Annotated in this window: 12 protein-coding genes; all 12 read right to left on the reverse strand. The window is 42.2% G+C overall.

The genetic code is table 11. From position 1 onward, the window contains the following. Positions 1 to 107: 107 nt before the first annotated feature. The 12 genes from NST34_RS29935 to NST34_RS29990 all read right to left on the reverse strand — a co-directional run bounded on the left by NST34_RS29935 (position 108) and on the right by NST34_RS29990 (position 21,893). The gene (locus NST34_RS29935) at positions 108 to 554 is read right to left on the reverse strand and encodes a glycosyltransferase family A protein (protein WP_341129345.1); all 447 of its coding nucleotides are present in this window, start codon (positions 552 to 554) and stop codon (positions 108 to 110) included. A gap of 237 nt (positions 555 to 791) precedes the next feature. Further along, positions 792 to 1,514, reverse strand: a complete 723-nt coding sequence (locus NST34_RS29940; RefSeq protein WP_042131342.1) for a response regulator — start codon at positions 1,512 to 1,514, stop codon at positions 792 to 794. Positions 1,515 to 1,518: 4 nt separating this feature from the next. Then, complete coding sequence (locus tag NST34_RS29945) at positions 1,519 to 2,679, reverse strand: sensor histidine kinase (RefSeq protein ID WP_042131343.1); 1,161 nt, start codon at positions 2,677 to 2,679, stop codon at positions 1,519 to 1,521. A 57-nt stretch (positions 2,680 to 2,736) separates the two neighbouring features. Continuing rightward, on the reverse strand, positions 2,737 to 5,454 hold the full coding sequence (locus NST34_RS29950) for a stalk domain-containing protein (RefSeq protein ID WP_341129346.1): 2,718 nt from the start codon (positions 5,452 to 5,454) through the stop codon (positions 2,737 to 2,739). A gap of 243 nt (positions 5,455 to 5,697) precedes the next feature. After that, positions 5,698 to 9,738 carry an Ig-like domain-containing protein gene (locus NST34_RS29955; RefSeq protein ID WP_341129347.1) on the reverse strand — a complete coding sequence of 1,347 codons (4,041 nt, stop codon included), beginning with the start codon at positions 9,736 to 9,738 and terminating at the stop codon, positions 5,698 to 5,700. A gap of 201 nt (positions 9,739 to 9,939) precedes the next feature. Continuing rightward, on the reverse strand, positions 9,940 to 11,142 hold the full coding sequence (metK, locus tag NST34_RS29960; RefSeq protein ID WP_042192431.1) for a methionine adenosyltransferase: 1,203 nt from the start codon (positions 11,140 to 11,142) through the stop codon (positions 9,940 to 9,942). Positions 11,143 to 11,483: 341 nt separating this feature from the next. Next, the gene (locus NST34_RS29965; protein WP_341129348.1) at positions 11,484 to 11,750 is read right to left on the reverse strand and encodes an alpha/beta-type small acid-soluble spore protein; all 267 of its coding nucleotides are present in this window, start codon (positions 11,748 to 11,750) and stop codon (positions 11,484 to 11,486) included. A gap of 153 nt (positions 11,751 to 11,903) precedes the next feature. Beyond that, positions 11,904 to 12,440 carry a hypothetical protein gene (locus tag NST34_RS29970; protein WP_341129349.1) on the reverse strand — a complete coding sequence of 179 codons (537 nt, stop codon included), beginning with the start codon at positions 12,438 to 12,440 and terminating at the stop codon, positions 11,904 to 11,906. Positions 12,441 to 12,524: 84 nt separating this feature from the next. Further along, positions 12,525 to 15,260: a hypothetical protein gene (locus NST34_RS29975; protein ID WP_341129350.1), complete on the reverse strand. Its 2,736-nt coding sequence runs from the start codon at positions 15,258 to 15,260 to the stop codon at positions 12,525 to 12,527. Between the two features lie 809 nt (positions 15,261 to 16,069). Beyond that, positions 16,070 to 16,411, reverse strand: a complete 342-nt coding sequence (locus NST34_RS29980) for a hypothetical protein (RefSeq protein ID WP_042131350.1) — start codon at positions 16,409 to 16,411, stop codon at positions 16,070 to 16,072. A 259-nt stretch (positions 16,412 to 16,670) separates the two neighbouring features. Beyond that, positions 16,671 to 20,558: an S-layer homology domain-containing protein gene (locus NST34_RS29985; protein WP_341129351.1), complete on the reverse strand. Its 3,888-nt coding sequence runs from the start codon at positions 20,556 to 20,558 to the stop codon at positions 16,671 to 16,673. Positions 20,559 to 20,765: 207 nt separating this feature from the next. After that, positions 20,766 to 21,893: a glycosyltransferase family 4 protein gene (locus tag NST34_RS29990; protein WP_341129352.1), complete on the reverse strand. Its 1,128-nt coding sequence runs from the start codon at positions 21,891 to 21,893 to the stop codon at positions 20,766 to 20,768. Positions 21,894 to 21,984: the final 91 nt, after the last annotated feature.

Raw genomic sequence — 21,984 nt, forward strand, 5'->3', positions numbered from 1 at the left:
CTCACCATTAATCACTCTTGCCCACACTACTTTCCCAGCCTCTAACGCAAAAAGCACACTCCTCCATTTCTTGGAGAGTGTGCTTCACCCGTTACTCACATATTCACTTAAGATCTGTCGCGCTTTGATTCGCATCCCCTACTTCCTGCCATCCCCATAAAAGGCAACGAAACAGACTGCACTGACAACCGCAAGTCTACCACAATCCCTTGTTGCCCCAACTCTTCTTCACTCACCTGAAAAGTGTACATAGATGTTGCAAGATCGATAGAGCAGCCACTATCGGCCATCCTGGAGACAATTCCAAGGGTTCCATCGCTCGAGCCATCATCCATGAACGTTACTCGAAATCGTTTTCCGGTTAAAAAAGCTTGAAATGTCAGCGCCCGAATGTACCATTCCACAACAGATGCATGATTGCGAGTAATCAAAATATAATGAATCCATTTCACGGACTGCGGTGTCTGCCGCACCTTCTGCCTATTATGCAGCATATGAATAATCACTGCAGCGGATACATAAACAGCCGCAATCCATATCAACTGGGCTACCATGGAGATGCACCTCCTCTGTATACCAACACTATATGCCGGCTTTAAAAGGTCGGTGACTGCCCAGAGTTCCTATCAAGCATAAACGCCTTCGGCGTCCTTGCAAGGACGGTAAGCGTTTAAGCGAGAAATATAAGACATAAAGTATGGAGTGAAACTTATACTTTCTTATATTTTAAAGGAACAAGCTGTGCTCTCCTTGAATTCATTCCTATATGTACCGTAAATCTGTAAATATTCTTATAAGGTTACCCAACCATATTTGATCGAGTTAATTACAGCTTGCGTACGATCATCAACTTCCATTTTTTGCAAAATACTGCTAACATGGTTTTTGACCGTTTTTTCACTAATAAACAAATACTCACCGATCATTTTGTTACTCTTACCTTCCGCCATTAGGCGCAAAACTTCCGCTTCACGACGTGTTAGAGGATTGTTGTCACCGGCCACAAACTTAACACCGGCTTCCTTCACTACCGTATCAGCAGCTACTCCAGTCTCATTAAGGTAAGTCATGCGCCGCAATTGATTGATTAGCTTTCCGGTAACCTTTGGATGAATAAAAGCGTGTCCCTCACAGACCGAACGGATCGCATTAATAAGGGATTCAGCCTCCATATCCTTCAATAAATAACCATTGGCACCCTTACGAAGGGTTTCAAAAACATAACTCTCATCATCATGAATCGATAAAATAATTACCTTAACCTCCGGGAACATTTCCCGCAGTTTTTGAGTGGCCTCCACGCCATTCTCAATTGGCATATTAATATCCATCAGTACGATGTCTGGTTTAGTTCCGTTACAGAACTCTAAGACCTGGATACCGTCACCACATTCACCGATGACTTCGATATCCTCCTCCATATTCAAAATACGTTTCAGCCCTTCACGAAAAAGCTGATGATCATCCGCCAAAAGAACTTTAATGGGCGTTTTAGTAGAGTTTAAGTTCTCCATCACATTACTCCTTCCCTTTCTCCACGTTCGTCGGAATGTGGATCACGATTGTTGTCCCCTGATTCTCGGCTGATATGATTTCCATTCTGCCTTCAAGCAGCTCTACACGTTCCCGCATACCTACTAGCCCGAAGCTTTCACGATTGCCCTGCGGATTTTTTAATTTCTGCACATTAAAACCTAACCCATTATCCTTAATCACAATCTTAATTAACTGCGCTTGGTAAGTAATCTCTACCAATACGAAACTCGGGTAGGCATGTTTAGCTGCATTAGACAAAGCTTCCTGGACCAATCGGTATACCGCTGCCTCCATGGCTGAAGATAGTCGATGTTCCTGACCTCTGGTTTCCAAGGTCGTCCTCAGCTTCGTCTTCTCCTCAAAATCATGCACATATTTCCGCAAAGTCGGAATTAATCCCAAATCATCGAGAGCCATCGGTCGTAAATTAAAGATGACCTTACGCATTTCTTCCAGGCTGTATCGAACCTGTCCTTTCAAATCTATTACTTCGTCCTGCACCAACCCAAATTCCTGCTTTACCAGCATTCTTTCTACAATTTCCGTCCTAAGGACTAGATTCGCCAGCATTTGAGCAGGACCATCATGAATTTCCCGGGCAATTCTCTTCCGTTCTTCCTCTTGAGCCAGGATTATCTTGAGTCCTATCATCTGTCTGTTCTTCGCAGATTCGACAATTCTCGTCACCTGACCTAGTTCTCCCGACAAATATTCGAGCACTACGCTCATTTGCGAACCAATTGACTCTGCGCGCTCTACAGAATTTTCGACACTGCGCACTCGCATTTGTAATTCATCACGTCTTGATCGAAGATAGACCTCTCGCTCACGCGTCATCATGAGTTCGAGCTGTAGCTCCGTAGCCTTCTCATAGGCAATACGGATATCCTTCTCCGAGTAGCGGACAAAGTCCCGGCTGACCTCTGTCAGCCGGATTCTGGAGCGATGATACTGCAGCTCCAGCTTGTCTACTTTTTTCAATGTCTCATCCGTTTCGTCCATGACCCGCTGCAGTTCTTTGTTGAGTGCAGCAAGTTCATCACGCGCAACCTGCAATATTTCAAAAATCTGATACTTGCTGCTCTCCATCACGTCGATGGTATTTTTAATGACGCGATCAATCGCATCGGCTTGAAATTCCACGGATGCTTGCCCCTTTTCTATCGAATCGTTTTAAAGGTTTTCCTTTATATTAACATATCACGATTCGATAGTTACGGTCTTCGTTTTCTGTTCCCATTTTACAGTTAATCCTAGCTGTTCAGAAACTAGTCTTAACGGTACTAAAGTCCTACCTTGTAAAATGATTGGTGCTACTTCAGCACTTTGACGTTTGCCGTTCAGCAGATATTCTTTTTTATTTACGGTAAGATCCAGTGCCTTGGCTCCGCGTAATACCATGATCTTCTTATTCACCTGATCCCAAGTAGCGCTGCCTCCGAAAGCATCAAGGACATACCGAATTGGCACATAAGTACTGCCGTCTTTTACAATTGGAGCTACATCAATAGCTTTCTTTGTTCCGTTTACGGTCATTGCTTTTGAACCAATGCTCATGGAAGCCGTACCTTTCGGTAAGCCTGCATCACTAGAAAGCGATGGCATTGTAAACTTGATATTATCAACGGCAACTGTACCCGTCTTCGCCCGTTCATCTTGGCCTTCCTCTACGTTGACAACATAGAGTCTCTTCAGCGTTGCTGGGAATTTAATGCCTGAGCCTGACAAGTCAATGTTAATGTTCTTCCAACCATTCCAATCGATGATCTTCGCAAGATCCACATAAGCTGTAGCTCCACTGTTGTCTACAAATTCAGCACGCAGCCAATTCAAGCTCATATCGCCCATCACATCAACCGACATCGAAGTTGCAAGCGCTGGAACTGTTTTGCCGCTTGTACCATTAAGCTGAGCATAAGCATACATTTTGCCGCTGCCAGCCGTCATATCATAACTGAGTGAAAGCACCTTGGAGCCTACTCTTTCAGCCGTTCCATCCACTATCGTTGCAGTACCCTGTACCGCTGGAACATTGGTAGTAAAGTCGATTGGATAGCTTACCTTCTCGAAATCTTCCCATGTTGTAGCTGCTGCTGTTGATAATACAACCACTGCACTAAATCCATCATAACGGGCAATAGCATAACCTGTAGTAACCCCTGCATCAACGGCGTTTACAGTAAGCTTGCCATCTTTCACGGCTCCCTTAAAGCCTACAAACTCCCACTTCAGTGCTGAATCCGGAACAATGATAGTTGTTCCACTCTTCGTTGCCGCTGTAACAGGGACAGACACAGTAGTTCCGGCTGTCAGTGGCGCTGTAGCTGTACCTACACTCATACTGGATAGATCATTACCACCCAGAACTGTAACAGTTGTAGAGGCGCTTGCAGAACCGCTTTTAGCCGTTAAGGTAACGGTACCTGGCTTCACTGCCGTTACTTCACCTGCACTTACCGTTGCGCTTCCGCCGCTTGATACCCATGTAGGATTACCTGCTGCTACATCAATAGGGTTGTAGTAAGTGTCATAACCCTTTAAAGAATATGTTGCCTTTTGTCCAACCAGCAGTGCGGAACTTCCGCTAATTTTGATTCCTTTGACTTCACCTTGCGGTGCGTTAGTGTAGACACCAAGCCCGTTAACGATACTGCGTTGCTCTGTGCCATACTCTGTATTAAAAGTGAGAGTAGTAGAGGTTTCACCGAGGGGCCGGTCTACCATCGTTGTAGAGCCGCCTCCATCGAGATTAAGACCTTTCCAGACTCCAATATTGGTCATGAATGATTGCAATTCGGTTAGAGACATCCCTGAACTATTGCCATTTTTCTCAGTAGCTATGATATATACATAACGTCCGTCTTGAGAATATCCTAAAGCCGTGCGTGCACGATAGCCTCCAATGCTGCTAGTAGAACGAGAGAACGTTGCTGCTTTTCCGTTATTTACTAGAATCGTATGTCCGCCAATCATTGTTTGTAGACTCGCAGGATCTAGCGATTGCTTTGTAGTCTTAGATTTCAGGGAATACACACTTGTTACAGGTTGTCCTACCGTCAAATGGGCAGTAACATATCGTGCGGCTAAGCCATGTGCCCGCAAAATATAAGCTCCCTTTGGAACCGCCATAGGGAGTGCAGCATTTTCTGAGATTTGAGTAACTACACCATTCTCAACAAGTACCTCTGTTGGAGTGGTAGAGCTATTTTTAGGGCGGTCGAGTGCAGTCCATACATCTGTGTAGATATACATAGCATTAGCATGACTATAAGTCGAGCTGCCGCCTTCAGGGCTATAAGCGCCTTTATTGATACCGGAGATCTCAAACTGTGCGCCATCTGGCGCGGTTACCATCCCTTCAAAGCTGTACTCGTCAATAATAGGTTTGCGATCTTTTGTCACTGCAAAGGCATACATTCCATCCAATTGTGAAGGGGTAGACACCAGTACTCCACCTGATACTTGTCCACCGATCGGAGCACCCTCTCCACCTGTATTAAAATAATCGCCATTTACTGCGGCCACGGCTCCAGTTTCCTTGGCCATCCCGCCAGTACTTTGCCGCGTAGTCAGGTTTCCACCTTTACCAGTCATTACATCTAAAGAAACATATGGATTGTTAAGATCTACACGAATGACATCCGCAAGCCCAGAAGCACTCGCCCCAGAACGTGTAGTAGTATATTTATATTTCATCATAATGGCGCCCGAAGTAATCACTTCTTCTCCCAGCTTACTTACTTTAAAAGGAGCTGTGGCTGCAGCTGCGATTGGTGCAGACCCCTGACCAAACAGCATCATACCTTCACTGCCGATTACCGGCATAATCCATAACACACCAGCCAATGAAGCAGCAATCCACTTTTTAGTGGAAGATAATCTTATTCCCCGTACAACCTCGCTACTCTTCTTCTCCATGAAAACTTCATTCATTTCAACGTAACTCTCCCATCTCTTTTGTACTCTATCAGTCCATATCAATGTCTGGAAACTGGTTCCTATTTTTCTAGTACTCTTTTAATAGACTGAAAATAAGCCAAAAAGTTGCGAAATTGAGAGATTTCAAGCTTTATAGAGTCAAAACTGTCATAATTAGACGACAAAAAAAGCCCGGCATAATTGCCGGGCTTTACCAATTGTTTGGTTATCTATAAGAGTTGTTTACAAGTAATCAGCCTGTTTCAGCATCCGTTGTAACATCACGGCAGCTTGAGCACGGGTGGCATTGCCTTGGGGCCCAAATTCACTTACTGTCATGCCCAAAATAATCCCTGACTGCACTGCCTTTGCGACGAACTCCGCACTTTGATTCTGAATCTTTGCCTTATCCTTGAATCTTGCAAGTGTTGAGGCAGAAGTACCGCTTAGTGTAATAGGATGATTGGTATATTCCATCGCACGGATCATCATGATCGCCATCTGCTCGCGTGTTATATTATCATTCGGACGGAAAGTACCATCCGTGTTCCCTGTAATAAGTCCAGCTTTAGCCGCTGCACCAATATAGTCTCCTGTTTGTGTGAAAGGCCGTACATCTCGGAAGCGTTGTGCTGTCTCACGATCTCCAAGCAAACCCAGACCCCGACTAAGCATAACAGCAAACTCAGAGCGGGTAATTTTTTTCTCCGGATTAAACGCATTGCCGTAGCTGCTATCGATAATACTCTTAGCGCCAAGCTCAGCTACAATCGCATTACTCCAGTGCTTACTCATATCCGTGAAAGTCCGGAGAGACAAGAAGGTCCCTAGCACTTGATTACCGGTGGTTCGAGCACGAATAATCGTATAGCTGCCTACCGTACTGATTTTTGTGGGTAGATAAGCTGCATCGTCATAAGAAGGATCTAATCTGACTACAGATGTCTGCGCACTATTTAACGAAGAAGTAGTACGTACGGTGTATTCTCCTGGTACAGCCAGTGCCTTGGCATTCGAATAATTACCGCTAACGATCGCCGTCACACGTACATCCGTGAGACTAGTAACGGTTCGCATACCCAACGTTTGCAGCTTTTGCTCAAAAGGTGTAAATGTGCCTGCTGGAACTTTATCCAAGCGAAGCACGAGCGAAATATTTTTACTGTCCGAGTTCAGGCTGCTCGCAAGCCCGTTCATATCCATATCATTGAGCCCTACGCTAAATAGGTTATCTCCATGACGAATCATAAACTTAGTATTTTTATTACGATTTACCGCATCGAGCAATGGTTTTAGAGGAACGGATACAAAAGCTGCTTGCTCGGTGGAAGGAACCTCAAAAGCTAATATATCATTGTTCATCTTATTCAGATATTCATAACTTGCAGCTATTCGATCTGCGTTTATAGTATATCTTTTTACGGATTGATTGTATAAAGAACGGTCATCCACAATTTGTGAGGAGTCGCTCTTTAACAGTAGATACTCTTTTCCAAACTCACTCGTTGCAAGTGTTCCCAGATAGGATGGACGACTTCCAGATCCGGTGGTCACGCCGGTTAGATTCTGAACTGATATTGCTGAGAATGAGGATAGTATATTCCCACTCAAATCCTTAATCATACCGTTACCAGACATATAGGATAAGTCGACAGCTTGCCCGGTTTTTACAGCTGAGGATAATGTTATCTTCAGAATATTGCCTGAGATATAGTAGGATTGCACTCCTACGCTGCTGCTATCTGCTCTAACTCCGAACTGATTGGTGAAGAGGGAACCGGATGCCTGCATATTTTTTGCAAAAGTAACTGTTAGCTCGTCACCCGACACGGCCGCTGAATTAATCTCCGGAACAGTGGTGCCGCTATTCTCCGAAATGGATACAGGCTGCAGGTTAATATACGCCGCTCGGTTTCCATTCAAATCGCTCACCCCGGCAGAACCCGGCACATAAGATATGGTCACATTCTGATTCAACGTCAGCGCTTTCTGAAGCGTTAAAGTAACCTGAGTGCCGCTGACCGATACATTAGTTACATAATTAGGCGTGCTGCCCACTAAAACAGAGAATTGACTATTCAGTGGGAGATTGGTTGTAGACAAGCCTTCATTATAATTTAAAATGATTTTAGTGCCGCCTCCGGTTGCACTTTGAAACACTGGCGCAATCGTATCGTTACTGTTACGGATATTGAAATCAGTAAAGTCCGCAATATTTTGTCCATAAGAATTTTGCAAAGGATAAGAACCTGCATAATAGGATACCCGAACATTCTGTCCATTTGATGCTTCACTAGCCAATGTTAAATTTACTGTATTGCCACTGGAACTGATCGAGTTGACCCCAAGTGAGCTTCCATCTGCAGTCACTGAGAACTGGTTATGAGCGTAATAGGAAACTGATTTTAGTGTATCGTTAAAGTTTAATACTACGGATCTCCCTGTGATTCTCCCATCTTTAGGTGTCGGCATGGAGGACTCGATGGAGTTCGTGATCTGTTTAGAGCTAAAAGTGCTCGCCGCATTTCCGCTTGGATCCTGAATGGTCCGCAGTCCGCCATTATAGCTGACCTTTACAATCTGCCCAACAGCTACTCCTGTACTCAGCACCAGATAAGCGCTGTCTCCCTGAATATAGACGCTTTCAATCGCTCGATTCTCGTCATTCACCGTAACTCCAAAGCTTGAGGTCAACAACGCTATGGATGAATTGAGCGACTCATTATATTTCAGACGAATCGTTCGGTTATTCTCAAGCTGTGCAGATGTGAGCTGTGGAGCAGTTTTGTCCAGAGACAAGGTCTTGAAGCTCCATGAATTTTTACCACTTAATCCTTCATATAGAACGTTGGCATCACTTGCGTCTACAAAAGCCCCTTTAGCGATATCAATGTAATAAGTTGAATCACTATCTAACGCTACAGAAGGTGTGATTATAAATTCTTTAGCTGTAGTGGTACTCCGAGTAACGTTAACCGGCACCTGAGATCCTCCGCTTTTATATAGAGCCACACCATTGGCCACTGCACCGTTATAATTCACATCCCGATTAAAAGCGATCGAAAAGGATCTGTTGTTAGCAATAGATTCACTTCGATCAGATGGATTCAATGCACTTACGCCAAGTCCAGTCAAAGATACCGTTGTGAAGGTCCAAGTGTAAGCGCCCGAGGCAGGAAATATATTTCCATCTTGGTCATAAAAAGCACCTTGGGGGATGGTAACTGTATATTGAGTGCCATTTAGCAGAGGTGAGGCTGCTAATGCCGGATTCAATGTTATGGTTCTGCTGCTTCCTCCAGTAACCGCTGGCGAGTTCACATTAAGCCATCTCGTTCTAGCATCGTTAACAGCCCCTGGGGACACCGTAATCACACCTGATGCAGGCATCATAGGACGGTCAAAAGTAAGCTGTAGCGCTCCTGTGGTAGATACACCACCTGTACCATTAGCCGGTGATGGAGTCATCGGAATTTCAGCTACACCTTTTGTAGAGAAACTCCATACATTGCCGCTAGAAATACCAGAGAACGTTCGATTATCAACATCCTTAAAAGCGTAGGCATCAATAAGAACATAGTAATTCCCTCCGGCTGCCAATGCTTTCTCTAGCGTTAATTTAACTGTAGTAGAGTTAGCATCAGTCAGAACGTTAACTCTAGTGTCATCATCCTTTATTCTGAACTCTTGCACTGTTGTATTATCTGCTGAGGACAGGATTCGGATAGAGCCCCCACCTTTTAACAGCTGCTTATTTAGTGTCAGACTAAGTTCCTTTAAACTCCCGGCATCTACTCTTGCATTACTAGCCGGTGAAAAGTTGCCTGCCGTGATAGCCGTATTACTCTCAGGAGCGGTGGTAAATGCCCATGAAGTAAGTCCTGATTCATTACCCTCGTTATCTTTGAACAATCCTTTGGGAATTGTGACCGTGTATGCCTTATTCGGAGTGAATTGTTGGTTTGGCCCTAATTTAAGCTCATAATCTTTTGAACTACCAATTAAACCATAACTACCAATAGGAATCGTCACAAAAGGTGTACTATCACCCTGACCCGTGATCGTAATTTCTCCAGCCTGTGGGTTTACTTGACGATCAAAGCTTAATTTAAGAGATGACCCGATATTTACAAAGGTTGCTCCAGGTGCTGGCGACACACTAATGCCAAATTCCGCTGCAGCATGTACTGCCGATATTCCAATTCCGATAGAAGGATACCCTGCTCCAAGTACCAGTTCTCCCGCTAGAAAAATTGCCGTCCATATTGAAATTTTTCTTTTCATGCCGTGATAGACTCCTCTCAAACCATACTAACGTCTTTATGTATATTCTTATATTTCGGTTAAAGGGCTTACAAAGTTTAGTAGTCTACTTCTCTATGATTAGAATCAATCCTAATTCTGCCCATTACATAAAAATAGCCCGCAGAGCTGACACTAAGTGCCAACTTGCGGGCTTAACGAATTATAAGAACATATAATTAACTACAATCCTGCTTGACCTCTGAGTAATTCCGCTTTATCTACGCGTTCCCAAGGAAGATCAACATCAGTCCGTCCAAAATGGCCGTATGCTGCAGTCTGTCTATAAATTGGTTTACGTAAATCAAGCATGGAGATAATACCCGCAGGGCGAAGATCAAAGTTGTTGCTGATCAGTTGAACCATCTTTTCCTCACTGATTTTACCTGTTCCGTATGTATCCACATTAATCGAGACAGGAGTAGCCACACCAATGGCATAAGCAAGCTGGATCTCACATTTATCAGCTAGACCCGCAGCTACAAGATTCTTCGCCACATAACGAGCTGCATAAGCCGCAGAACGGTCCACTTTAGTTGGATCCTTACCAGAGAATGCGCCGCCGCCGTGACGAGCATATCCGCCATACGTATCAACGATAATTTTTCGTCCAGTCAGACCAGCATCCCCTTGAGGACCACCAATCACAAATCGTCCTGTTGGGTTAATAAAATACTTAGTTTCAGCATCGAGCAGTTCCGCAGGAACAACCGGCATAATTACATGTTCTTTAATATCTGCCTGAATTTGTTCAAGAGAAATTTCTTCCGCATGCTGTGTAGATACTACGATAGCATCCACGCGTACAGGCTTCTCATCTTGATACTCGATCGTAACTTGTGTCTTCCCGTCAGGACGCAAATATTCCAAGGTTCCGTTCTTACGAACTTCAGATAAGCGACGAGCAATACGGTGAGACAAAGCGATCGGTAACGGCATCAGTTCTGGTGTCTCATTCGTAGCAAAACCGAACATTAAGCCTTGATCACCCGCACCAATATTTGCTGTTTCTTCAGCCAATTGTGCTGGATCACGGTGCTCGAGAGCAGAGTTTACGCCTTGAGCAATATCAGCTGACTGTTCATTAAGTGAGCTCAACACTGCACAAGTATTATAATCGAAACCATATTTTGCACGAGTGTAGCCAATTTCTTTAATGGTATTGCGTACGATGGCAGGAATATCTACATACTCAGATTTGGTACTGATTTCCCCGATCACCAAAACAAGACCAGTTGCTACTGCAACTTCGCAGGCTACACGTGCATTTGGATCATTAGCTAAAAATGCATCCAATACCGCATCGGAAATCTGGTCACAGATTTTATCCGGATGCCCTTCCGTCACGGACTCAGAAGTAAACAAATGACGCCCTTTAATAGACAAGTATAACAACCTCCCTTATGGTTAGTCTGACACTGTATAAGGAGTTCCTTATTAATCACAGGCCAAATTAATAAAAACTATAAACAAAGAAACTCAGGGGCCTGTTCTTTTTATGAAGGATGATTGCAGTATTTCATGTTTATATTCACTAAACTCTTCAAAAAAATGAACCTTTCCCATATGGAAAAGGTCTAAGGCTTTCCTCAAAAGTCATATTATCTTATTTGGGAGGTGGTGTCAATTACTCCGAAGCCCCTCCATCACAGTATAAATATTGATTCCACAGTATTAATTAGAAATATCAGATAGGATTAATAAGAATTCCTTCACCCCTGATATTATTAAAGAAGAGACTGTTCTGCTTGCTTAATGAGTCTCTTCGTGATTTCTCCACCAACAGAGCCATTATCTCTTGAACTAAGATGTCCAAGATACTGGCTACGGCCAGAACCACTACCTCCGCTTGCTCCCAATTCAGAAGCAAACTCTGTGTCTGCTCCGCCTCCATAATGCGCTCCATACAAACCAAATTCAGCTGCAATTTCATATTGCATTTGCTTCAGCATTGCCCGACTTTCCGGTACCACTGTACGATTGTTACGTGCCATGTTACAGCACCTCCTGTGAATTTGTAAGATTACAGGAATATTGTGCGTCCAACAGCTACTCTTCAATCGCGCCAATGATTTGTAACTTTGGAAATCAGTTTGAAGGTATGATTAAGTACTTTTACGGGCATTATGAATATATATAATTACAAATTATTTTAGTGTATATCCGCCACGAACCATGACAACAAGGCCAAGGGTTTGTCCTGTTTGCACAGTAATCCCACGACCATCACGAGGGAAAGATAATAAATGGTTAGTCGGCGCAGCTACTCCATTGGCAAGATCCTTACCATCCGTTAAATCAGCAACACCATTTGCATCTTGAGAGTAGATAATCGCTTTACCCGCACGAACGATAAATTCTGCACCCGCGGAAGCAATTAAAGTTTGTCCTGGTTTTACATCGACAATTACGGATTCATTACTGCTAGTAGTCGGGTTTGTTGTAGCTGTTGGAGCTGAGCTTGGACTCGGTGTAGCTGTAGCTACTGGAGCTGTAACTGAACCACCTGTAAGTGCTTTCTGAATTTGCTGATCTACATAGCTTTTGGTAACCACTGGATCATCTGCTGTGCCAGGCTGTGAACCAACACCTGCACCTTCAGCAGTAACATTCAACAGTGATCCAGCCCATACACCACCAGCCAGTAATACAGCAGCTGTTGTTACTTTCCATACCGATTTCAATGAAGTTCCTCCTCATATGGGGATAAATGCCTATAAAAAAAGAATAGCCTCCGAAGAGGCTATTCTTGCTTCGGTAAACGAATCTTATTTAACAGAGATTTCTGTTTCACCAGTGATTTTGTTACCATCCTTATCGATTGCAGTTGCATTCTTAGCAATCTTAACGATGATTCTGTTAACATCATTGGAGTTCAGATCCAAATCGTCTGTAGCAGGGGTTGCATTAACAGCAGCCTTCTTGAAAGTAACAGACCACTTGCCTTTATCCGATCCGTTAGCAATCTTAGTTACGCTGTAATTCTTAGCATCAGGAAGAACACGGTTTTGTCCTGAATCATTGTTGATGTAAATTTCCAGATCAGAAATTTGCAGATTACTTACTTCTTTAGAGAATCCAAGAACCAGCTCGTAAGAATTTCCGTTGGAAATTACTGCAGAATCAAAGAGTGCACTAGTTCTGCTAGTAAGCGTACCTGTCTTCGAAACAGCTTCAATAGTGTTACCATTCACATCAGTAACGCCGTTAACTACGAATTTGTAGTCAGTTTTAGTTTCAGTGATCGAAGAGCTAGGGATATGAATTGTTGCACGAGCATATTTCGGACTGGAAGAGCTAGTTGCTGGTGCTCCCTTTTCATCCAGAGTAGCAATAGTTACATAAGAACCCGCAGGCAATGCCTTGTCGTCCAATGTGTAGCTATTAACATCTAGTACAGATGTAACGTTCAGACCACTTGTATCTTTCAAATCAACAGTGATAGTAGCATCACCATAAACATTACCAGTTACAGTGCTGTCATTGATTACAATTTGGTTGTTGAACAGTACTGGAGCATCGCCATCAGAAGATTCTGATCCAATTTTCACAGTTAATACAGTTGCAGCAAGTTTATTACCAGAGAAGGATTTATCTTTGAAGAGTCCTTCTGGCAGACGCACAGAATATTCACCAGCATCTACATTAACACCTGTGAAAGTGAAGTGTTTTCCACTACCATTTGTAGTGTTAGCAATCGCAGTAGATTGACCAGTTTTGTTATTGATCAGAACTACTGAACCTACTCCAGTGTTAACAACATCTTCGGAGAAAGTCAGTTTCAGACCTTTAACAGAAGTAGAAGTTGTGTAAGTGATACCAGTAACTGTAGGAGCTACAGTGTCCTTAGTGAAAGTGATTGCTTGACTTGAAGCAGTTCCCAAAGTGTTACCCAATGTATCCTTAACAGTTGCTCCGAATACAACGGATCCAGTGAAAGTACCAGAGGATGGGAAGCTACTCAGAGGGCTCTGCAGGGTAAATTTCTTGCCAGTTTTATCAGCAGTAACAACACTGAATGTTCCTTGGCTTTCTCCAACAGAGTTCAAGAGACGAACATTACCAACCAAAGATGCACGTTCAACATTCTTATCAAACTCAACTTCAACGAATTTGTCACTCACAGGAGTTACGCTCTTGATTACAGGAGCAGCAACGTCAGAAACAACAGTTACAGTAGTTTTGATTGGGTTTGGATTAGCTACGTTACCTGCATAGTCAGTTACGTTAAGCAGGGATACATCATAAGTTTTACCGCTATCCAATGTTACTCCACTCAGTTTGAACTCAGTGTAAGTATCATTTTGTACAGTTACAGCAGCATTTGAACCATTTACGTAAGCAACGATGCCAGTAGTTTTAACTGGTTCGCTGAATTTTACATAAACGTCTTTAGTAGTTGCTTTTGCAGTAGAAGTAACAGAAGCAACTGTTGGAGCTACAGTATCAGCTACAGTAAGCAAAGTTGTGAATGCTGGAATAGCTTCACCAGCTGTTGTTTTAACAGTATCGTTCACTACAACAGTGTAGTTACCTTTAAGACCTTTAGTTCCAGGAATAGTAATTGTAGCTTCAGTATTGTCAGCATCAAAGGTTACAACAGCGTTAGCCACTTCATCATCTTTGCTTCCAACTTTAGTTACTTTCACAACGCCATCAAGAACTTTTCCACCTTCAGCCAATGTATCAGCATCGATAGCACGGTTGAATTTAACAACTACTTGTTTAGCGTTTGGAGCAGTTGCGGAAACAACTTTAGGTGCTGCCAAAGTTACTTTTGTAGTGTAATCGTGGTTGTTGTGTTTGAAGTTGATTGTAGTTTCAACGCCTGCTACAAGAGCAGTAGTCAATTCAACAGTTGTAGTAGTTTTGTCAGAGAAAGTAACAACTACTTTAGTTGGGCTTACTGCTTCAGCAGAAGCTACAGTAGGAGCTGCTTTCAATTGATCAACTGCATAAGCTGTTTCAACTACCAAAGAACGGCTAGCGTTAGCTTTGAAGTTAGTGTCTTTAGCAATCAGACCAGCATTGATTACTGCTTGAGCATAACCTTTAGCCCATGCAGATGCAGTGTTGTCAGTTGTAGCTGGTGTTTCAAGTTTCAAAGCGCGGAACAATACAGCCGCTACTTCTTCAACTGTTACTTTACCGTTGTAGTCGAAGATACCTTTAACAGTATCTTTACCTTGCATCAAGTTAGCTGCAGTAACAGCTTCGATGTAAGGAACTGCCCAGTTCTTAGCGTTGTAACCTTTGTCTTTGTAAGACAATTTGTTAGTTACTTCAGTAAGATCGAACAATTTAGTAACGATCTTCGCGAATTCAGCGCGAGTAAGATCTTTTTCAAGGTGAGCTTGACCATCTGGGTACCCATTGAGAATACCTTTTGCTGCCAAAGCGTCAAATTTTTGTTGCGGAGTTGCTGCTGCGTCACCAAACGCTACAGAGGCAAACATCGAGAATGCCATTGCTGTAGATAATGCTACGGATAAAATTTTCTTCATAACCTTTTTTTCTCCTCCTTGGACGTTCATAAACTGAGATTTTTCTTTAGTTGAGTAGCTCGTGTCACTCATTAGCCGATGCACCCCCTTTCCAGAGTTGAGCAAATTAAGTATAAATAATGTCTGTGACGGGTATCACAGAAACTGGTAAACAATGATCAGGACATGACAATACTAGATTCCTAATTATACCTAAGTATTATACAATGTGCCTCAAGTCACGTAAAGCTAATTTTTCCATTTTGTTAAATTCGCTTTACCACCGGTTAATTTCAACTGCCTGTGTAAATGACTCTACACCTTAAACGCAGAAGATTTGGAAAAGTTGCGGTTTTTCAAAAAAAATCTTTTCTTTTTTTGTTTCCCGGTACAATTCCAATAGAAGATACATATGTATGTTCTACTAACTATTGTTAATCATGGGTTGCCACGGAAAATAGTATACCATAGTCGTTTTCCAAACGTCATTATGCAATATTTACTAAGTATCATTAACACTAGTGCCATTTATTTAAACATTCCTACAAAATTTGAGTATGCAGGGGGCGAAAAGCTCTGATTTCACAACACAATAGGACAATTATATGGTGATTCCTCTTCTGAGCTTCGGTTTTTAAAGCCAACCTAGAAATTTTCGCTTACAGGTTCGATCTAACTTGTTCTTTCTTGGTTGCCTCCTGTTTTTGATGATTCTTAAGCTAATGGCTACTACTTACCTTCACCATTCGAGGCTCCCCTATAGACAGCATCCATACAGAACGAAACAAAAAAAGCGCCGTTGCCGGCGCTTGCTTCTATTACAGCAGGGTCTAACGAATCTTCATAGATAACTGGATCAATTCCTGACGCTTTTCAGGACTTGAGTTTACATTGTCATACATTGCATCAATAGCTGCGCGATTCTCGCGGTAGCTCTTCTCATGCTTAATTGTAGTATGAGACCATTCGATCAGAGCGTTCTCAGCAACGACAAGCTCATTGTAAGAATCATGGAATCCTGTAGCCTGAACAAGCTCCTCCATAACCTCCTGTGTAATCTCCTGTAGTGCCCGCTTAGCCGCAATTTCCTTTTCTAACACTTTTGCTCTATTCTCAAACATATTCTTGGCTTTCATGTAATCTAACTGTGCTTTTGCTAAAATCGGTTTCATGTTTGGCTTTCACCTTTCAGAAAATAATATTTTCTCAGTTATTGTATCGTAAATCGAAGCAGATTACAAAGATGTCTAAATGGTAATTTAAGCTGTATAAATCCACGTGCTCTTCAAAACTTTGCTTTTTCTTTTTCTATTATACCCAAATGGTAATCAGATATAAAGTATACCGAATATATAGTGGCTGAAAAATGAACAAACAGAGGGCGACTAAACAACCCTCTGTAATAAAATCATACAATATGAAGCCATCCCTCTAGCTCAGGTTTTTAGGGAATATAGTAGTACTCTTTTTCAATAGTTCAACAGCAATTTTTCCAGCTTCAGCTCTGGTCATGTTGGACTTAGGATTAAAGTTATATGAAGGCTTCTTCTGTCCTGGAGTGTTCACTTCAGTTCCATTCATGATTTTGGCTTTCGATACTGCTTGAACAGCAGACAATGCATAGGATTCTATCTTACCGGAATCCATGAATGACTTGGCGACATTGTCTTTTAATTTCTGATCATTCACTGCCAGCTTCAATTTAAGTGCTCTGGCGATCATTACAGCTGCTTGTTCCCTGGTAATCGGCTGATCTGGTCCGAATACACCATCAGAGAGTCCTGTAACGATACCTGCTCTTGCCGCTGTCTCAATATGGGCATAGTCCCAGGTAATTGAGCTTGCTCCGGGTACAAGATCCGCATATGTCTTCTTATCATCATAATTAAGCGGAAGGTTCAATCCTTTAACAAGAAGTGTTGCGAACTCTCCTCTTGTTGTCTGATCGTCGGTTCCGAATTGCTCAAAGCGAAGATTATTCATAATTCCTTTTGAATACAAAGCATTTAAAATATTTCTGCCCCAAGCATGATTCGTAACATCATTATATCCTCGGCTCATCTTCATGACGGTATAGTATCCAAATTCATCAAATGGAACGCTAATTGTATGTTTATTGGTATCTACCGTGCCTCCAATATTCTCCCATTCCCGTTTATCATTATATTTGAACACAGTAACTTGGGTACCTGCCTCCACTACCACATTGGGGTCAAACGAAAGGGTCAACGTCCCGCGTTTGGAAGGTTTAATTTTGCGTTCAGCGGGAATCTGCGGATCCCCAAACAATCCATCAACGGAATAAGGAGCTAATCCATTTGTAGCAGGAATATATCCTGCTGTTGAGGCTGTTCCCAACTCCCCTAATCCACCACTAATCCAGTACATTGGCGAAATGCGCCCAAAGTTGCTCGTCTCATAAGTGGAACTAAAACGAAGAGTAAACTCATCAGGAATTGACCATGTTGGAATACCACTATCCTCAAAAGTCTCAGGGAAACCAATTACATTTCCATAATCATTTCGGCGTTCTACTACACCTGTCTTCGGCTCAGCAATACCAAAACGCAGCTTAGTGTCAGGATAGAATTTCGTAAGACTCCGTCTATCTGTACTTTGCATTACTGTTCCTTTAGGAAAGTTTAATTCTAACCCCTTGTTAAATACGCTGTATTTATCTGCTACCTTTGGTGCCATATACTGAGAATCGACATCTACAGCCCCTGTATAAAATACAGAAATGGTATCTGTCGTGGTTGATCCTCCACGGACAATCGAAATTTTAATAGCATTAGCTTTATCTTGTTTTAATCCTACATAATCTAATACAAATCGACTAGCCCCTAAATCCGTACGTCTAACTGCCTTTTCTTTATCTATGATAACGTCTGTAGCTCCTTCAGCTTCAATATCGAAGTGTACGAAGTTTTTGTTCACAACATATTGAGTCCCTACAGAAGGCTGAGGTGAAAGAATGCGATATGCACTTACTTCCCTAACAATTTCTAACTTCCGGCTAGTCTTAGCGCCTGTACTGTTAATCAATTCAAGTGTGTATATATACGTTCCTGGTGCGTCATTAGTGAGATCTTGGATTCGCATAATAAACTCTTTTTGATTTCCCGCGAAGTTGTAAGTGTATCTATCCGAAGGAAAAGTAGCAGTCTCAGTTGTTTGCGAATTTGTAGGAATATCAACAGAAACAATATTCTTAGTACCCAAATTCAAATTGAGCTTAACTGCTCCGGTTCCTCGAAGAACTAAATCATATGTCTTCAGACTTGTTGTATAGATATTATCTTTATAAATGAAATCCGGTGTTAAATTGAAAAGTTTAGCAAGTCCAGTATCAGTTGATGTGAAGTCTCGAGCAGGAAAGTCTGGTCTACCCGTACCAACAGCAGGTTGGAACTTACTAATCGTTGACACGTTTTCATCTATAATATAGATACGTAATTCCTTGCGCACTTCTCTTGTTTGTCCCTTATCATCAATACCTGTTGCAGTTAAGATGATTTTGTTCTCCCCGTATACCAACGGACCTGTTGTAGCGTTAACCGCTAATGTAACATCAAAGTTACCTGTTGTTTTGTCAACCCAAGCATCGTCTTTTGCTTTAACTTTTATCCCATTAACATACATTTCAGCTACAAAGAAAGCACTAGATAAATTCTTGAAATCAATGTATTGCCCTTTAATTGTGATTGATTTATTTGCGTTTGAATCAATAGTATAAGTCTCTCCATCAGTAAGGTTGGCTACATAAATGTAGTTCTTTGATGCAAAGGAAATATTAACATCTTTATTGGCGGTAGAATCTTTGAAATTAAAGCGTACGGTTTGATTACCATTCTGGAAATCCGTTATTTTATAAATATATTCAGTATCTGATATGGTCTTAACCAACACAGGAACTAAGGTTTTAGTGGATAAAGGTAAATAGCTAGCTTGTAACGTAGTATCATTTGGTTTGCTATTAGTTCTGACCCGAATATAGAACTCACTGGAGTCAACCTTCGCTCCATTCAGTGATACGCCTGGTGGAATGGTATTATCTGCGGGATTATATCCTTCTAACAGTCTCATATCTGTAATAACCGTTTTTCCCTGCATGTATTGAAAGTCTATAGGACGATTTATCGTTTTAGTTCCATAAGCAACCGAAAGATTGTGCGCTTGAGCTACTAAAATATTCCCTGTAGTGTCTTTCACCATAGCCAGTGGAATGCTGAATGTCACTAGACGATATGAAGGTGAATCCTTCTTCGGTGAAGGAACCAAAATTTCAGACCCCGGAGTCAAGGTCAATTTACCACTAGAATCAATAGTTATCCCACTTCCGTAATTAGCAGTCACAACCGAATTATCAAGTTTTATAGATGCTGAACCTTGAAATGGAATCCCTGCATTGTCCGGAAGCATCATCTGTACAAATACTTTGGCAGTATCATTGTTCTCCGTAAATATCGGCTCATCTCTGCCAAGCAGATCTTGTACATGATCACTCGAATCCCCTAAGTATAATTTAACAATGGGATTCTTCTCATCAAAGTAGAAGATCGTATATTGAAAGGACAATGTATCAGAGCCGTTCATAACGACTAGCTTCAGCTCATTCACACCTGGATTAAGCAACATCCGCTGTGAGAAGAAAGTTCCGTCCTGCAATAGAGAAGTACCTTCTGCACTTTTACCGTTAATAGAAACAGTAACCTTTGATGCATTTTGTGCTTTACCTTCCAAAGTAATTTCTGAATTCGCTACTACAAGCTGCGCACCTTCGTTCAGGTCAAGCTTATCTGAACCGCCTAATACTTGAAGTCTCTCAACATAAGGTACTTGATCAAAAAGAACATAAAAAGCCTCAGAACGATCGTTACTTCCCTGTGACCCGGTCAACGTAATCCGGTTAATCCCTGGATACAACGTCAGATTTGCAGTAAACCGGTTATCCGGGCTGTCCACATCCAACTGAACAACACCTGGCATCACATGTGTAGGATCTTCTACCCATTTTCCAGTTCCAGTTGACTGATCCCAATTCAAACGTTGCACATTTGCGCCCAGCGTTGAGCTAGTTACCTTGGTGAAAGTTCCAGAAACCCGTAAGTTCGCATCGGTTACTTTTAATACATTAGATCTGGAGATTTGATTCAGTGACGGTAATAGCGTCAGATCAACTGTATTTCGTAAATCTTTATTGTCAGGTGTAAAATAACTAGTGGGCTTATCTGCCGCTTCTGCGGTATTCATAAGTCCATTGGGGACTAGAGTTACTACTAAAGCAAGCAGTAGCGACCATATAAATGTCTTTCTCATGCGCTGCATGTCATTAATCTCTCCCTTTTGTTGATATTAATTATTTTATCGGTACATAGGACGATAATCTGAAGGAATACTGCTTAATAATTTTATAAAAAACAATTCTTAAATAAATTCTAAGAACATAAAAAGCCCATCCTGTGATAGGATGAGCTTTTTGCGTAATAAGATTTAGTTCCTACTATAATATTATATAAGTTCATCTTACAGTTTAGATCCGCGTTCTTGACTAGCTTTCATGCGTAATCTGGCTATCGCATTAAGTACAGGACGTTTAGTCTTGCCGATCAAACCTGTGATTTCAGCACCAATCTGCAGGAAGAATAGCATGATGCAGATGACCACGAACGTAACCCAGTTCGCTTCATAAAGAGCTGCGGATGATTGAATGACCGCTAAAATACCGAAAAATGCAGCAATACCATAAATAATAAGTACAGTCTGGCGGTGGCTAAAGCCAAGCTCGCGTAGACAGTGATGCAAGTGACCTTTATCTGGTGCGAAGATTGGTTTCTTTTGCAGCTTACGGCGCACGATCGCAAAGAACGTGTCCGACAATGGTACACCGATAATAAGCAAAGGTGTAATAAACGAAACCACTGCAATCTGTTTAAATCCTAGCAAAGCAAGTAATGCCAAGCAAAAGCCTAAGAACAGTGAACCCGTATCACCCATGAAAATCTTAGCAGGATGGAAGTTAAAGAACAGGAATCCGATGATGCTACCCAGAAGCAACAGACACAGCATTGCCACCATGGTGTTTCCCATCACGAAAGCCATTGCCGCAATCGTAGCAATTGCAATTCCTGATACACCAGCCGCAAGCCCGTCCAGCCCGTCGATCAGATTAACGGCATTGGTAACACCGACAATCCAGAAAATCGTAAGCGGGATAGCAATCCAGCTCTCCAGTGAGGAATACGTATTGTTAAATGGAATATTCACAAAATCTACAGTAATACCAAAGCCGAAAACAACGATACAGGCTGCGATAATTTGGCCCAGTAGCTTCACTTTTGCTGATAATTCGAATCGGTCATCGAGTGCCCCGATAAGTACAATCAGTCCGCCACCACATAGCAGCGCTTTGATGAAGTTGACCTCCCGCGGAGTGAACTCGTATGGAATAATCGGCAATACGGCAAGCAGGCCTAACACAAACGCTAGAAAAATAGCTAATCCGCCAAGGCGGGGCATAATTTTCGTGTGCACTTTACGAGCATTCGGCACATCTGTTGCACCAATCTTAATGGCGAATTTCTTCACCAAAGGTGTGAGGCCAAGTGCGAGTCCCATGCATACGATAAATCCAGCGATGTATATGATTAACATTTGATCAGTCGACCCCCATTTCTCTACCGCATTGAATTATACGCTGTTACAAAAACAAATTCCAATCCTTTATTTAGGCTATTTATCTCAT

It is taken from the genome of Paenibacillus sp. FSL H7-0714 (assembly GCF_038003765.1).
Lineage (GTDB): Bacteria > Bacillota > Bacilli > Paenibacillales > Paenibacillaceae > Paenibacillus_AQ.

Bases quoted from the DNA above. Each gene is read 5' to 3' on its own strand.
- NST34_RS29935 (WP_341129345.1), bottom strand. From the start codon at position 554: ATGGTAGCCCAGTTGATATGGATTGCGGCTGTTTATGTATCCGCTGCA.
- NST34_RS29940 (WP_042131342.1), bottom strand. From the start codon at position 1,514: ATGGAGAACTTAAACTCTACTAAAACGCCCATTAAAGTTCTTTTGGCG.
- NST34_RS29950 (WP_341129346.1), bottom strand. From the start codon at position 5,454: ATGGAGAAGAAGAGTAGCGAGGTTGTACGGGGAATAAGATTATCTTCC.
- NST34_RS29955 (WP_341129347.1), bottom strand. From the start codon at position 9,738: ATGAAAAGAAAAATTTCAATATGGACGGCAATTTTTCTAGCGGGAGAA.
- NST34_RS29965 (WP_341129348.1), bottom strand. From the start codon at position 11,750: ATGGCACGTAACAATCGTACAGTGGTACCGGAAAGTCGGGCAATGCTG.
- NST34_RS29975 (WP_341129350.1), bottom strand. From the start codon at position 15,260: ATGAAGAAAATTTTATCCGTAGCATTATCTACAGCAATGGCATTCTCG.
- NST34_RS29980 (WP_042131350.1), bottom strand. From the start codon at position 16,411: ATGAAACCGATTTTAGCAAAAGCACAGTTAGATTACATGAAAGCCAAG.
- NST34_RS29985 (WP_341129351.1), bottom strand. From the start codon at position 20,558: ATGAGAAAGACATTTATATGGTCGCTACTGCTTGCTTTAGTAGTAACT.
- NST34_RS29990 (WP_341129352.1), bottom strand. From the start codon at position 21,893: ATGTTAATCATATACATCGCTGGATTTATCGTATGCATGGGACTCGCA.